Source organism: Pseudomonas sp. B14(2017) (assembly GCF_002113255.1).
Classification (GTDB): domain Bacteria; phylum Pseudomonadota; class Gammaproteobacteria; order Pseudomonadales; family Pseudomonadaceae; genus Aquipseudomonas; species Aquipseudomonas putida_Z.
In genome coordinates, this window is sequence record NZ_NEJY01000001.1 from 157,922 (window position 1) to 171,861 (window position 13,940).

The 13,940-nt window shown below is 62.8% G+C and carries 11 protein-coding genes; 4 read left to right on the plus strand and 7 right to left on the minus strand.

The genetic code is table 11. The features are described from left to right. Position 1 precedes the first annotated feature (1 nt). From CAG34_RS00765 to CAG34_RS00785, 5 genes are all read right to left on the minus strand, one after another. Positions 2 to 1,612 (minus strand): ABC transporter substrate-binding protein, encoded by a 1,611-nt coding sequence (locus tag CAG34_RS00765; RefSeq protein WP_170929288.1) that lies wholly within the window; start codon positions 1,610 to 1,612, stop codon positions 2 to 4. A gap of 75 nt (positions 1,613 to 1,687) precedes the next feature. Next, complete coding sequence (locus CAG34_RS00770; protein ID WP_025337802.1) at positions 1,688 to 3,067, minus strand: OprD family porin; 1,380 nt, start codon at positions 3,065 to 3,067, stop codon at positions 1,688 to 1,690. 233 nt (positions 3,068 to 3,300) lie between these two features. Then, on the minus strand, positions 3,301 to 4,893 hold the full coding sequence (locus CAG34_RS00775) for an ABC transporter substrate-binding protein (protein WP_085587474.1): 1,593 nt from the start codon (positions 4,891 to 4,893) through the stop codon (positions 3,301 to 3,303). Between the two features lie 146 nt (positions 4,894 to 5,039). Further along, entirely contained in the window at positions 5,040 to 6,665 is a 1,626-nt protein-coding gene (locus tag CAG34_RS00780; protein WP_085587476.1) for an ABC transporter substrate-binding protein, read from the minus strand. 391 nt (positions 6,666 to 7,056) lie between these two features. Beyond that, positions 7,057 to 7,773: an SIMPL domain-containing protein gene (locus CAG34_RS00785; RefSeq protein ID WP_015269044.1), complete on the minus strand. Its 717-nt coding sequence runs from the start codon at positions 7,771 to 7,773 to the stop codon at positions 7,057 to 7,059. A 202-nt stretch (positions 7,774 to 7,975) separates the two neighbouring features. Here CAG34_RS00785 and CAG34_RS00790 point away from each other — a divergent pair, with 202 nt between their 5' ends. The 4 genes from CAG34_RS00790 (at position 7,976) to CAG34_RS00805 (ending at position 12,366) form a co-directional block, all read left to right on the plus strand. Next, positions 7,976 to 9,232 carry an ATP-binding protein gene (locus CAG34_RS00790; protein ID WP_025337805.1) on the plus strand — a complete coding sequence of 419 codons (1,257 nt, stop codon included), beginning with the start codon at positions 7,976 to 7,978 and terminating at the stop codon, positions 9,230 to 9,232. Beyond that, on the plus strand, positions 9,232 to 9,792 hold the full coding sequence (locus CAG34_RS00795) for a response regulator transcription factor (protein WP_025337806.1): 561 nt from the start codon (positions 9,232 to 9,234) through the stop codon (positions 9,790 to 9,792). The genes CAG34_RS00790 and CAG34_RS00795 overlap by 1 nt, the downstream gene beginning before the upstream one ends. Before the next feature lie 217 nt (positions 9,793 to 10,009). Then, positions 10,010 to 10,951 (plus strand): AEC family transporter, encoded by a 942-nt coding sequence (locus CAG34_RS00800; protein WP_085587478.1) that lies wholly within the window; start codon positions 10,010 to 10,012, stop codon positions 10,949 to 10,951. A gap of 56 nt (positions 10,952 to 11,007) precedes the next feature. Continuing rightward, a complete protein-coding gene (locus CAG34_RS00805) occupies positions 11,008 to 12,366 on the plus strand; it encodes an amino acid permease (protein ID WP_085587480.1) in 1,359 nt (452 codons plus the stop codon). A gap of 115 nt (positions 12,367 to 12,481) precedes the next feature. Here the strand turns inward: CAG34_RS00805 and CAG34_RS00810 are convergent, their stop codons facing one another. Both CAG34_RS00810 and CAG34_RS00815 read right to left on the minus strand, forming a co-directional pair. Beyond that, entirely contained in the window at positions 12,482 to 12,856 is a 375-nt protein-coding gene (locus tag CAG34_RS00810; protein WP_013971059.1) for a carboxymuconolactone decarboxylase family protein, read from the minus strand. Between the two features lie 10 nt (positions 12,857 to 12,866). Next, positions 12,867 to 13,910 carry a calcium/sodium antiporter gene (locus CAG34_RS00815; RefSeq protein ID WP_085587684.1) on the minus strand — a complete coding sequence of 348 codons (1,044 nt, stop codon included), beginning with the start codon at positions 13,908 to 13,910 and terminating at the stop codon, positions 12,867 to 12,869. Positions 13,911 to 13,940: the final 30 nt, after the last annotated feature.

A 13,940-nucleotide genomic window follows, 5' to 3' on the forward strand; every position in this document is an offset into this window, starting at 1 on the left:
TCTACTTCACCTTGGTGGTGGCGAAGTTGTTGTTGGTCAGAGGGCTGACTATGTAGCCCTCCACGTTGTCACGCATGGCCGTGAACACCTTCGGGTGAGCCATGCTGATCCAGGGTTGGTCATCATCGTACACCTTCAATGCCTCGCTATAGAGCCTTGCGCGCTCGTCGTTGTCGATCACCTCGCGGGCCCGGCTGATCAGGTCCTGGAATTGCGGGTTGCACCAGCGGGCGTAGTTCTCGCCGCTCTTGACGGCATCGCAACTGAGCAGGGGGCTGAGGAAGTTGTCCGGGTCGCCGTTGTCACCCGCCCAGCCCGTGGACACCAGGTCGGCTTCGCCCTTCTTGGCCCGGCGCAGCATTTCGGCCCATTCCATCACGCGGATATCCAGCTTCAGGCCTATCTGCTTGAGGTCGGCTTGCAGCATCTCGGCGGACAACCGCGGATTGGGGTTGGTCGGGCCGCCACCGTTGCGGGTGAACAGGGTGATCACTGTGCCTTCCGGCACCCCGGCTTCCTTGAGCAGTTCACGGGCCTTGGCCAAGTCGCGGGGCGGGTTCCTGTTCTCTCTGTTGTAACCGATCATGCTCGGGGGGTACGGGTTCACCCCCACCTGAGCGTTACCTTTGCCGAACAGCTGGTCGACATGGGTCTGGCGGTCGAAGGCCATGTTGATGGCTTTGCGCACACGCACATCGCTCAGGTACTTGTGCTGGGTATTCATCGAGATGTAGCCGGTGACCAGAGCTTCGGTCTCGGCCACCTTTAGCGTGGGGTCTGCCTTGATCGACGGCACATCCTCCGGCTTTGGGTACAACGCGACCTGGCATTCATTGGCACGAAGCTTCTGCAAGCGCACATTGCTGTCGGTGGCAATAGCGAATATCAGGGCGTCGGCTGGTGGCTTGCCGCGGAAGTAGTCCGGGTTGGGCTTGAAGCGGACCTGGGCGTCTTTGTTATAGCGCTGGAAGATGAACGGGCCGGTGCCGATCGGTTTGCTGTTCAGCTCGGCGGTCTTGCCGGCCTTGAGCAACTGGTCGCCGTATTCGGCGGAGTAGATCGAGGTGAAGCCCATGGCCATGTCCCGCAGGAACGGTGCCTCGGGGCGGGTTAGGGTGATCACTACGGTGTGATCGTCGGTCTTGTCCACCGACTTGAGCAGGCTCTTGAATGCCATGCTTTCGAAGTACGGGTAGCCGACACTGGTCTTGTCGTGCCATGGGTGCGCCGGGTCGAGCTGGCGGCGCAGGCTCCACAGCACGTCATCGGCGTTGAATTCGCGAGTGGGCTTGAAGTAGTCGGTGCTGTGGAATTTCACTCCTCGGCGCAGGTGGAAGGTGTAGGTCAGTCCGTCCGGCGAGATGTCCCAGCCTTCGGCCAGGGCCGGCTGGACGTCGGTGGTACCAGGCTTGAAGTCGACCAGGCGGTTGAACAGCGTTTCGGAAGCAGCATCGAAAGTGACTGCTGTTGTGTACTGGACAACGTCGAACCCTTCCGGGCTGGCCTCGGTGCACACTACCAGCGGCTTGGCTGCCAGCTGCGTGGCGCTGCCCAGTACCAGCGCTGCCAGGGCGAGGCGTAGCGGTAGCGATTTCATGAAAGCTCTCTGCATGGGTGGACTCCCTGCTTGCATTGATTCCAGCGTAGCCGCCACGACCCGCAGCGAAGCAGGCCGTGGCGCCGGCGGTCAGAGAATGTTGAATGGAATGGTGGTAACCACCCGGAACTCATCCAGGCTGCCATCGCCCTGGGCCTTGCTGGCGCGGTGCGCGGTGTAGGTGGCACGGATGCTGGTGTCTTTCAGCGGCCCGCTCTGTACCGCGTAGCTGGTGCCGAAGCCCCACTCGTAGTGGGTTTCGCCATCCAGGCCGTTCACGTCGTAGGCGGTGCCGCGGTAATGGGTACCATCGATGCCCCAGCCGCGGGCGTTGTACAGGTTGAACTTCAGGCCTGGCACCCCGTACGGCGCCATGTTCAGCACGTAGGAAATCTGCAGCGATTTTTCGTTGGGGCCGTTGAAGTCCGACAGCAGCGAGTTGGCCAGGTAGATGCCGTTGGTTTCGTGCAGGTAGTCGAAGTACTCGTTGCCGTTGACCTGCTGCCAGGAGGCGCTGAGGGTGTGGGCCTGGTGGGTCAGGCCGAACGACAGGCTGTAGGTGTCGTTGTCGATCTCGCCCATCTTCTTGCTGCCGGCGTCGACGGTCTTGTAGTAGTTCAGGCCGGTGCTCAGGCTGAGCACTGCGCTGTCGCCGAGCACGTGGTTGGCGCCGAAGTAGTACTGGTTCCAGAAGTCGTCGACCTTGGTGGCGTACAGGCTGGTGCTCAGGCTCTTGAACGGCTGGTAGTTGATGCCGGCGGTGCTGGCGCGGTCGGTTTCCACGCCAGTGGCACTGTACTCGGTGCGGAACTTGCTGAGGCTCTGTTCGGTACGTGGCGAGACGCGGTCGAAGGTGCCCAGGTCGAAGCTCAGGTTGTCGAATTCGGCACTGTGCAAAAACGCGCCCTGGAAGCTCGAGGGCAGGGCGCGGTTGCCGATGTAGGCAATCATCGGCGTGTCCACCGATTGGCGGCCGACGGTGAGGGTGGTGTTGGACACCCGCGCCTTGACGTTGGCCAGGCCCATCTTGCTCCACTGGCCGACCGGGTCGCCGTCGCTGTGGGTCAGGGTGCGGTTGTTGGGGCCGGCGACGTCCTCGCGGTTCTGCAGCAGGGCGATGGCATTGTAGCCGGCGGCTTCGACGGCGAAGCCGACGGTGCCCTGGGTGAAGCCGGAGCTGTAGTTGAGGATGGTGCCCTGCACCCAGTTCTCGCGGCTGTGGGTGTCGTGGCGGGTGCCGTCGCTCTTGTAGTACTTCCACAGCGGGGCGCGTGCGGCGCGCTCGCGGGCGTACCAGTTGCGGGTGCTGCCGGACAGGCTCTGGCCGTCGACGAAGCCGCTGGCCTGCTCCTGCTCGCTGCTGCCTTTGAGGGTGATGGGCACGTATTCCTGGCTTTGCGGGTCGGCCTGGGTCACGGTGGATAAGGCACTGATGGATAACGCCAGTGCGGTCAAGGTGAATAGTCTCAAGGTTAAAGCTCCCTTTCTGTTCTTCTAGTTATTGCCTGGCCTTGTGGGCCGGGCTTCTTGCTGCGGTGTTGCCAGGGTTGCCCGGGGTCACCGGGCAGAATCGGGGCGTTGTGTTGGCTGTGCCGGCCCTTTCGCGGGTAAACCCGCTCCCACAGGGGCACCACAGGTTTCGGCATGTGCGCCGTACCTGTGGGAGCGGGTTTACCCGCGAAGAGGCCCTTGAGGGCTAAAGATCAATCAACACTCACACCGGAAAAGTCGTTGCGCCCGAACGGGCTGACCTTGAACTCGGAAACCTTGACGCTGAGCGGTTGGTTGACCGTGGAGTGCGCCACCGGGGTAATCGGCACCTGTTGCTTGAGCCGCTGCTGGGCCTGCTGGTACAGGGCGGTGCGCTGCGTGCGGTCGGTGACCTGCTTGGCCTGCTTGACCAGGCTGTCGTACTGCGGATCGCACCACAGCGAGTAGTTGTTGCTGCCGATGGCATCGCAGTTGTAGAGGGTGCCCAGCCAGTTGTCCGGGTCACCGTTGTCCCCGGTCCAGCCGATCAGGGCGATATCGTGCTCGCCGCTTTTCATGCGCTTGAGGTACTCGCCCCATTCGTAGCTGACAATGCTTACCTTGAAGCCGAGCTTGCTCCAGTCGGCCTGGAGCATCTCCGCCATCAGCTTGGCGTTGGGGTTGTACGGGCGCTGCACCGGCATGGCCCACAGGGTGATCTCGGTGCCCGGCTTGACCCCGGCCTGCTGCAGTAGCTGCTTGGCCTTTTCCGGGTCGAAGGGGGCATCCTTGAGGCTGTTGTCATAGGACCACTGGGTCGGCGGCATGGCGTTGACTGCCAGCTGGCCGGAATCCTGGTACACGGCCTGGATGATCGCCTGCTTGTTCACTGCCATGTCCATCGCCTGGCGCACTTCCAGGCGGTCGAACGGTGGGTGCTGGGTATTGTAGGCGATATAGCCAAGGTTGAAGCCAGGTTGCTGCAGCACCTGCAGTTTGCTGTCGGCCTTGAGCGCCGGCAGGTCGGCGGGGCGCGGGTGCAGGGTGACCTGGCATTCGTTGCGGCGCAGCTTCTGGATACGCACCGAAGGGTCGATGTTGATCGAGAACACCAGGTTGTCGATCTTCACGTCCTGCGGTGACCAATAGGCCTTGTTGCCCTTGTAGCGGATCTGCGAATCCTTCTGATAACGCTGGAACACGAACGGGCCGGTGCCGATCGGTTGCTGGTTGATGTCGCTGGGGCGCCCGCTGGCCATCAACTGTTCGGCGTATTCGGCAGACAGGATGGAAGCGAAGCTCATGGCCAGGTTCTGGATGAACGCGGCATCGACGCTGTTCAGGGTGAACACCACGGTCAGTGGATCGGTCTTTTCGACACGGGCGATGTTCTTGTCCAGGCCCATGCTGATGAAATAGGGGAACTCGGTCGGGTAGGCCTGGCGGAACGGGTGGTTCTTGTCGAGCATGCGGTTGAAGGTGAACAGCACGTCGTCGGCGTTGAAGTCGCGGCTCGGTGCAAAGGCCTTGTTGCTGTGGAATTTCACCCCTTCGCGCAGGTGGAAGGTGTAGCGCAGGCCATCCTCGGACACCTCCCAGCGGGTCGCCAGGGCAGGGTGCACGGCAGTGCCGCCGCGTTCGAACTCGACCAGGCGGTTGTAGAGCGGTTCGGCGGCATCGTTGTCGGTGGCGCTGGTGTACTGGGCGGTGTCGAAGCCGGCCGGGCTGCCTTCGGAGCAGAACACCAGGTTGTTGGCCAGCAGGGCCGGCGACTGGCTGATCAGGCCCAGGGCCAGCAGGGCGGAAAGGCGGGTGGTATGGCGCATGGAAAGTCCTTTTACGTCTGTTTGCGCCGCCTCGGGGTACGAATGGCGGCAACAGGTCGCCGACCCCGCTGCGGATGGCGGCGGGACGACATGAAAGGGTACGAGGATGGCGGGGCACCCGCCGCTCGGCGGGTGCCTTGGCTAGCCTATTTGTCCACGCTGACGCCGTAGAAGGAGTTCAGCGCGAACGGGCTGATCTTGAAGTCCTTCACCTTGGCGCTCATGGGCTGGTACACGGTGGAGTGGGCGATCGGGGTGATCGGCACCTGCTCCTTGAGGATGTGCTGTGCCTGCTGGTACAGCTCGGTGCGCTTGGCCTGGTCGGAGGTGGCCTTGGCCTGCTTGATCAGGTCGTCGTAGGGCTTGTAGCACCACTTGGAGAAGTTGTTGCCGCTCATGGCGTCGCAGCCGTACAGGGTGCCCAGCCAGTTGTCCGGGTCACCGTTGTCACCGCTCCAGCCGATCAGCATGGCGCCTTGTTCGCCGCCTTTGGAGCGCTTGATGTACTCGCCCCATTCATAGCTGACGATCTTCGCCTTGATGCCGACCTTGGCCCAGTCGGATTGCAGCATCTCGGCCATCAGCTTGGCATTGGGGTTGTACGGGCGTTGCACGGGCATCGCCCACAGGGTGATTTCGGTGCCTTCCTTGATGCCGGCTTCCTTGAGCAGCTGCTTGGCTTTCTCAGGGTCGAACGAGGCGTCCTTGATGCTGTCGTCATAGGACCACTGGGTCGGCGGCATGGCGTTGACCGCCAGTTGGCCGGCGCCCTGGTAGACCGACTCGATGATCTTTTTCTTGTCCACGGCCATGTCCAGCGCTTCGCGGACTTTCAGCTGGGCCAGCGGGTTGGCCTCGTTGCTGCCCTTGACCTTGTCCATCACGTTGTAGGCGATGTAGCCGAGGTTGAAGCCAGCTTGTTGCGGCATCTGCAGCTTGGGGTCCTGCTTCAGCGGCTGGATGTCGGCCGGGCGCGGGAAGAGGGTGACTTGGCACTCGTTCTTCTTCAGTTTCTGCATGCGCACCGAGGCGTCGGTGGTGATGGCGAAGATCAGGTTGTCGATCTTCACGTCATCGGGTTGCCAGTAGTCCTTGTTGCCCTTGAAGCGGATCTGCGCGTCCTTCTGGTACTTGCTGAACACGAACGGGCCGGTGCCGATCGGCTTCTGGTTGATGTCGGCGGCCTTGCCGTCCTTGAGCAGCTGGTCGGCGTATTCGGCGGACTGGATCGAGGCGAAGCTCATGGCCAGGTTCTGGATGAATGCGGCGTCGACTTCGTTGAGGGTGAACTTGACCGTTTGCTCGTCGAGCTTCTCCAGCTTGGCGATGTTCTTGTCCATGCCCATGTCGGTGAAGTACGGGAACTCGGTGGGGTAGGCCTTGCGGAACGGGTGGTTCTTGTCGAGCATGCGGTTGAAGGTGAACAGCACGTCGTCGGCGTTGAAGTTGCGGGTGGGTTTGAAGTAGTCGGTGGTGTGGAACTTGACCCCTTCGCGCAGGTGGAAGGTGTAGGTCTTTCCGTCGTCGGAGACTTCCCACTTGGTCGCCAGACCCGGGATGACTGCAGTGCCGCCACGTTCGAACTGGGTCAGGCGGTTGAACACGGTCTCGGCCGAGGCGTCGAAGTCAGTCCCTGTGGTGTATTGGCCCGGGTCGAAGCCGGCCGGGCTGCCTTCGGAGCAGAACACCAGGTTGGACGCGGCGAGGGCCGACGGTGCGCCGGAGAGCAAGCCTGCGCCTAGCAGGAACGGAATGACTGCGTGTTTGAGCATGGTGGCCTCATTGTTGTCATTTTTCGATTGAGGTGGCCTCGTGAGCCGACCTGCGGATACTTATGCAGGGGCTGTTCCCAATGCAATATGCAGAGGGATAGTTGACGTCAGAAAAGTGGTACGGTCGTACATGGATGTCGCATTGATATAACTTTCGAAGAAGTTAAACGTTTGCGTAGGCAAAATGATGGCTTTTTGCGGGATATTTCGAGGCGGGGTTAGTGTAGGAAGCACCTATTTGGTGCGTAGGAAAGGTCTGAATCTGCGTTTTTCGACTGACCTCATCGCCGACAAGCCAGCTCCCACAGGTACAACACAAGGGCTGAAACCTGTGGTGTATCTGTGGGAGCTGGCTTGCCGGCGATAGGGGCGCAACGCGCCCCCGGCGAACTCAAGGCATCTGCACTTCGATCAGGCCATCGGCATTCATGCTCACTTCACTGGTCCCGGCCTCGATATCCGGCGCCGGTGCCGACTCATCAGCACCCATGGCCTTCATCGCCATCGGTGCACTGCGCAGGTACGGGCGTGGGTAACCGCTGCTGTTGAGGTTCAGGCTGACCACTTTGTAGCCCTTGCCACCCAGCGCCTCGGTCGCCAGCTGGGCGCGCGCCTTGAAGGCATCCACGGCATCCTTGAGCAGTGCATCCTCGCTGGCCTTGCGCGTGGCCGGGGCGATGGAGAAGTCCATGCCACCCATCTTCAGCTCTTGCAGCAGGTCGGCGGTCAGCTGCGACAGGGCCGGGAAGTTGGCGCTTTCCAGGCGCAGCTCGGCGCGCTCGCGCCAGCCGGTGATCTTCTGGCCCTTGCTGTCATACACCGGGTAGCTGTTGCGGCTGCCCTGGCTGATCTTCACGTCCTTGACCTGGCGCGACTGCTGTACGGCCTTGTTCATGGTTTCGGTGATCTGCTTGGCGAGCTTGCCCGGGTCGGTGTTCTGCGCTTCGCTGTACAGGGTAACGACCATCAGGTCACGCGCCACTTCCTTGCTGACTTCGGCACGCAGCGAGACCTGATTGTAGCGCGGCTCATCGGCAGCCAGCGCCGGCAGGCTGGCGAGCAGGCCGCAGGACAGGATCAGGGCGGTGCCGCGACGTGGGATTTGCATGTGGTACTCCTTGGCAATATAAGGCGTGGGTTGTGGTCATCCATTCCACGCATGGCCCATCAGACCGGCAACAGTGTAGTGGGTTCAAAAGTGCCATCATCAACCTGTGACAAAGTGTGGCGCTTTGCCGCATCGCTGCAGCGAGGCGCCTGGCTTCGGTATACTCCAGCCGATTTTTCTGGAGCACTCATCAGGAGAGCTCATGCTCGCCGCCGTACAACCGCTGTCCGCTACTCGCCAGAACCTCTGGCGCCTGACCGTCATTCGGGTCCTGGTCCTGGCTGCCCAGGCCGGCTCCGTGGGCGTCGCCTACTGGACCGAACTGCTGCCCTTGCCCTGGCTGTCGCTGGCCGGCACCTTGGCCTTGTCTTCGCTGCTGTGCGCCTTCACGGCGCTGCGCCTGCGCCTGTCGTTGCCGGTCACCGAGCTGGAGTATGCCCTGCAACTGGCCTGCGACCTGCTGATCCACAGTGCCTTGCTGTATTACTCCGGCGGCTCGACCAACCCGTTCGTGTCGTATTACCTGGTGCCGCTGGCGATCGCCGCGGTGACCTTGCCGTGGTTGTATTCGCTGATCCTTTCCGGCATAGCCCTGACCGCATACAGCCTGCTGCTGGTGCAGTTCTACCCGCTCGAAGGCCTGCCAATGGCGCGGGACAAGATGCAGGTGTACGGCATGTGGTTGAGCATTGCCCTGGCCGCCGCAGTGATCACCTTCTTTGCCGCGCGCATGGCCGAAGAGCTGCGCCGCCAGGAGCAGCTGCGTTCCGAGCGGCGTGAAGAAAGCCTGCGCGACGAGCAGCTGCTGGCCGTGGCTACCCAGGCCGCCGGTGCCGCCCATGAGCTGGGCACGCCGTTGGCGACCATGAGCGTGCTGCTGAACGAAATGCGCCAGGACCACGCCGACCCGCTGCTGCAGGAAGACCTGCAGATCCTTCAGGACCAGGTGAAGCTGTGCAAGGAAACCCTGCAACAGCTGGTACGTGCCGCCGAAGCCAACCGCCGCCTGGCCGTGGTGGAGCAGGATGTGACGGCCTGGCTGGACGAGGCGCTCAACCGTTGGCACCTGATGCGCCCGGAAGCCAGCTACCGCTTCCAGCGCCTGCGCGACGGCCAGGTGCCGCGCCTGACCCCGCCGCCGGACCTGACCCAGGCGCTGTTGAACCTGTTGAACAATGCCGCCGATGCCTGCCCCGATGACCTTGAAGTGCGCCTGGACTGGGACGCCCATGACATCGTCATCAGCATCCGTGACCATGGCCCCGGCGTGCCGCCGGCCATCGCCGAAGCCATCGGCAAACCCTTCATTACCACCAAAGGCAAAGGCTTCGGCCTGGGCCTGTTCTTGAGCAAGGCCAGCGTGACCCGTGCGGGCGGTTCGGTGAAACTCTATAGTCATGAACAGGGTGGCACCCTGACCGAACTGCGCCTGCCCTATGGCAAGCGAGGAGATGAATGATGAGCGAAGAAAACCAGGTCGAAGGCGAAGAGCTGCCGCACCTGCTGCTGGTGGATGACGATGCCACCTTCACCCGGGTCATGGCCCGTGCCATGAGCCGCCGCGGTTTCCGCGTGAGCACCGCCAGCTCTGCCGAAGAAGGGTTGATCCTGGCCCAGCAGGACCTGCCGGACTACGCCACGCTGGACCTGAAGATGGACGGTGACTCCGGGCTGGTGCTGTTGCCCAAGCTGCTGGAGCTGGACCCGGAAATGCGCGTGGTGATCCTGACCGGTTACTCGAGCATTGCCACCGCGGTGGAAGCGGTCAAGCGCGGTGCCTGCAACTACCTGTGCAAGCCGGCCGATGCCGATGATGTGCTGGCGGCGCTGCTGTCGGAGCACACCGACCTGGACACCCTGGTGCCGGAAAACCCGATGTCGGTCGACCGCCTGCAGTGGGAACACATCCAGCGGGTGCTGAACGAGCACGAAGGCAATATCTCGGCCACCGCGCGGGCGCTGGGCATGCACCGGCGGACCTTGCAGCGCAAGCTGCAGAAGCGCCCGGTTCGGCGTTGATTCCTGCTGGGCTTGTACCGGCCTTTCGCGGGCTTGCCCGCTCCCACAGGTACTGCACAGGTCTTGCGGCTTGTGTAATACCTGTGGGAGCGGGCTAGCCCGCGAAGAGGCCGGTACTGACAGAAATTTCTCTGTAATACCCCGCGATCCCCGCAAGTCCCGGCCGTTGGCGTATCATTAGCCCCCTAACGGCAACCCCCTCCAGGATCGCTTGCGCATGCTCGCCCTTCTTATCCAGACACTGAACATCACGGCCCCGGTCTTCGCCATGCTGTTCATGGGCGTGCTGCTCAAACGTATTCGCCTGATCGACGACAATTTCAACCGCGTCGCCTCGCAGCTGGTGTTCAACGTGTGCATGCCGGCGCTGCTGTTCCTCGGTATCTATCACGCCGACCTGGCCACGGCGGTCAAACCCGGGGTCCTTCTCTATTTCATCGTCGCCACCCTGGTCGGCTTCGCCATTGCCTGGGGCCTGGCCATCTGGCGCAGCCCGCTGGCCGACCGGGGCATCTATACCCAAGGCGCATTCCGCGGCAACAACGGTGTGATCGGCCTGGCCCTGGCCGCCAGTCTCTACGGCGACTACGGCATCTCCCTGGGTGCGGTGCTCGCCGGCCTGGTCATCCTCATGTACAACTCGCTGTCGGCAGTGGTGCTGGCGGTTTACAGCCCGGACCTGAAATCCGACCCGTGGAGCATCTGCAAGAGCATCTTCAGCAACCCGCTGATCATCAGTGTGCTGGTGGCCACGCCCATGGCGTACGGCCAGGTGCCGCTGCCCAACTGGCTGCTGACCTCGGGCGATTACCTGGCGCAGATGACCCTGCCGCTGGCGCTGATCTGCATCGGAGGCACGCTGTCGCTGGCGGCACTGCGCGACAGTGGCAGGCTGGCCATCGACGCCAGCCTGGTGAAGATGGTCTGGCTACCGCTGCTCGGCACCCTCGGTGCCTGGCTATGCGGCTTCCGCGGGGCCGAGCTGGGCATCCTGTTCCTGTACATCGGCAGCCCGACCGCAGCGGCCAGCTACGTCATGGCGCGGGCGGCCAACGGCAACCATGAGCTGGCGGCGTCGATCATCGTGATTACTACGCTAATGGCGGCGATCACCACCAACATTGGTATTTTCATCTTGCAGTGGGGCGGATGGATCTAGATCCTTGACTGCAAACAACACAAAAAACACAGCCTCACTGAGCTAAAGGACACTTCATGCAAGACCAGAGCACGCCCGAGCGGTTACAGCGCGGGCTGAAGAATCGCCATATCCAGCTGATCGCGCTGGGCGGGGCCATCGGTACCGGGTTGTTCCTGGGCATTGCCCAGACCATCCAGCTGGCTGGCCCCTCCGTCCTGCTGGGCTACGCCATTGCCGGCCTGATGGCCTTCCTGATCATGCGCCAGCTCGGTGAAATGGTTGTTGAAGAGCCCGTGGCCGGCAGCTTCAGCCACTTCGCCCACCAGTACTGGAGCGAGTTTGCCGGGTTTGTTTCGGGTTGGAACTACTGGGTGGTGTACGTACTGGTCGGCATGGCCGAGCTTACAGCCGTGGGCATCTACGTGCAGTACTGGTGGCCCGGCTTCCCCACCTGGGCCACGGCGGCGATCTTCTTCGTGGTGATCAACCTGATCAACCTGACCCAGGTGAAGGTCTATGGCGAGATGGAGTTCTGGTTCGCCCTGGTCAAGGTGGTGGCCATCGTCAGCATGATCGGCTTCGGCGCCTGGCTGCTGACCAGCGGCCATGGCGGCCCGGACGCCAGCGTGGCCAACCTCTGGCAGTACGGCGGCTTCTTCCCCAACGGCGTCTCCGGCCTGGTGATGGCACTGGCAGTGATCATGTTTTCGTTCGGTGGCCTGGAGCTGGTGGGCATTACCGCCGCCGAGGCCGACAACCCGCGTCAGAGCATCCCCAAGGCCACCAACCAGGTGGTGTACCGCATCCTCATCTTCTATATCGGTGCCCTGGCGGTGCTGCTGTCGCTTTACCCGTGGCAGAAGGTGGTGCAGGGTGGCAGCCCGTTCGTGATGATCTTCCACGAACTGGACAGTGACCTGGTGGCGACCGTCCTCAATATCGTGGTGCTGACGGCCGCGCTGTCGGTGTACAACAGCTGCGTGTACGCCAACAGCCGCATGCTGTTCGGCCTGGCCAGCCAGGGCGACGCACCGCGTCAGTTGCTGAAGGTAAGCCGTAGCGGCGTGCCGCTGACCGCATTGGGTGTGTCGGCTTTCGCCACCGGGCTGTGCGTACTGATCAACTACCTGATGCCGGGTGAAGCCTTTGGTTTGCTGATGGCCCTGGCGGTGTCGGCGCTGGTGATCAACTGGGCGAGCATCAGCATCACCCATCTGAAGTTCCGCAAGGCCAAGCTGGCGGCCGGGATTACCCCGTTCTACAAAAGCTGGGGGCACCCGGTCACCAACTACCTGTGCCTGGCGTTCATCGTGCTGATCCTGGTGGTGATGTACCTGACCCCGCCGATTCGCATCTCGGTGATGCTGATTCCGGGGTGGATCCTGGTGCTGTGGGTGGCCTTCAAGATGAAGAAGGCTCGCCAGGCCAGATAGGTAACACAGTCCCGGCCTCTTCGCGGGCACGCCCGCTCCCACAGGTACTGCACAAGTATCAGAGCCTGTAGGGTCCCTGTGGGAGCGGGCGTGCCCGCGAAGAGGCCGGTACAGGCTACCCTTGATAACTGTCGATCACTTCCTGTGCCGCACGGAACGCGTCAATCGCCGCTGGCACCCCCGCATACACCGCGCAATGCAGCAGCGCTTCGCGAATTTCCTCCACCGTACAGCCATTGTTCAGCGCCCCGCGCACATGCCCCTTGAGCTCCTGCGGGCACTTGAGTGCGGTCAGCGTGGCCAGGGTAATCAGGCTGCGGGTTTTCAACGGCAGCCCGTCGCGGGCCCACACGCTGCCCCAGGCATGTTCGTTGACGAAGTCCTGCAGCGGTTGGGTAAAGTCGGTGGCATTGCCCAGAGCGCGGTCGACGAACGCATCGCCCATCACCTGGCGCCGAATCTGTTCGCCGGTTTTCTTGCTATCAGCCATGTTGTTTTCCTTAGTGTTGGCGACGCCAGGCTCGTGCGGTGGTGTACAGCAACACCATGGCGAGCACCGGCAGTACGTAGAACAGCATCAACCGCTCCAGGCGGCCGGCCAGTGGCATGCCCATGGTGAACGCCGCCACGTGCAGGCCATAGGCCAGGTACAGGCAGAGGAATACCAGGCCTTCGGCGCGGGTGATGCGGTAACCGGAATAGAACACCGGCAGGCTCAGCGCAGCAACACCCAGCATTACCGGCAGGTCGAAGGCCAAGGCGTTGGGCGAGATCGACAGCGGCTCGGGAGTGACCAGTGCGGTCAGGCCCAGCACCGCCAGCAGGTTGAACAGGTTGCTGCCTATCACCGTGCCCACGGCGATTTCCCGTTCACCGCGCAGGGCGGCGATCAGCGCAGCGGCCAGTTCCGGCAGGGAGGTGCAGATGGCAACGACGGTCAGGCCGATGATGCGCTCGGACAGCCCCAGGTCGGTGGCCACCTCCACGGCGGCTTCCAGCAACAAGTGACCCGCCAGGCTCAGCAGGCCCAGGCCGGCCAGCACCTGCAGCAGCGTGCCCGACCAGAAGCGCCCGGTGCTGCTGGTGGCGGTGGCCGGTGCGGGGTAGGTGCGGGCGTAGTGGCGCGACTGGTGCCAAAGCATTGCCAGGTAGCCGACCAGGCCGGTCAGCAGCAACACCCCTTCGACCCGGCCCAGGTGGCCGTTGGCGGATAGCGCGTAGACCAGGCCGCTGGCGACGATCATCAGTGGAATGTCCAGGCGCACCAGTTGCCGCGACACGCGCAGCGGGATGATCAGTGCGGCCAGGCCGAGAATGACCAGTACGTTGAAGATGTTGCTGCCGATCACGCTGCCCACCGCCACGTCCGGCGCGCCCTGGTAGGCGGCCTGCAGGCTCACGGTCATTTGCGGGGCAGTGCTGCCGAAGGCCACCAGGCTCAGGCCGATGATCAGCGGACGTACGTGCAGGCGCTGGGCCAGGCGCAGGGCTGCGCGTACCAGCAGTTCGGCACCGCCGACCAGCAACAGCAAGGCGATGCCCAGTTGCAAGAGGCTGAAGGTGGGAAGGGTAGC

What these genes read in the sequence shown, in the direction of transcription:
- CAG34_RS00795 (WP_025337806.1), top strand. Translation starts at nt 9,232, where the DNA reads ATGAGCGAAGAAAACCAGGTCGAAGGCGAAGAGCTGCCGCACCTGCTG.
- CAG34_RS00805 (WP_085587480.1), top strand. Translation starts at nt 11,008, where the DNA reads ATGCAAGACCAGAGCACGCCCGAGCGGTTACAGCGCGGGCTGAAGAAT.
- CAG34_RS00810 (WP_013971059.1), bottom strand. Translation starts at nt 12,856, where the DNA reads ATGGCTGATAGCAAGAAAACCGGCGAACAGATTCGGCGCCAGGTGATG.
- CAG34_RS00790 (WP_025337805.1), top strand. Translation starts at nt 7,976, where the DNA reads ATGCTCGCCGCCGTACAACCGCTGTCCGCTACTCGCCAGAACCTCTGG.
- CAG34_RS00775 (WP_085587474.1), bottom strand. Translation starts at nt 4,893, where the DNA reads ATGCGCCATACCACCCGCCTTTCCGCCCTGCTGGCCCTGGGCCTGATC.
- CAG34_RS00765 (WP_170929288.1), bottom strand. Translation starts at nt 1,612, where the DNA reads ATGCAGAGAGCTTTCATGAAATCGCTACCGCTACGCCTCGCCCTGGCA.
- CAG34_RS00800 (WP_085587478.1), top strand. Translation starts at nt 10,010, where the DNA reads ATGCTCGCCCTTCTTATCCAGACACTGAACATCACGGCCCCGGTCTTC.
- CAG34_RS00780 (WP_085587476.1), bottom strand. Translation starts at nt 6,665, where the DNA reads ATGCTCAAACACGCAGTCATTCCGTTCCTGCTAGGCGCAGGCTTGCTC.
- CAG34_RS00785 (WP_015269044.1), bottom strand. Translation starts at nt 7,773, where the DNA reads ATGCAAATCCCACGTCGCGGCACCGCCCTGATCCTGTCCTGCGGCCTG.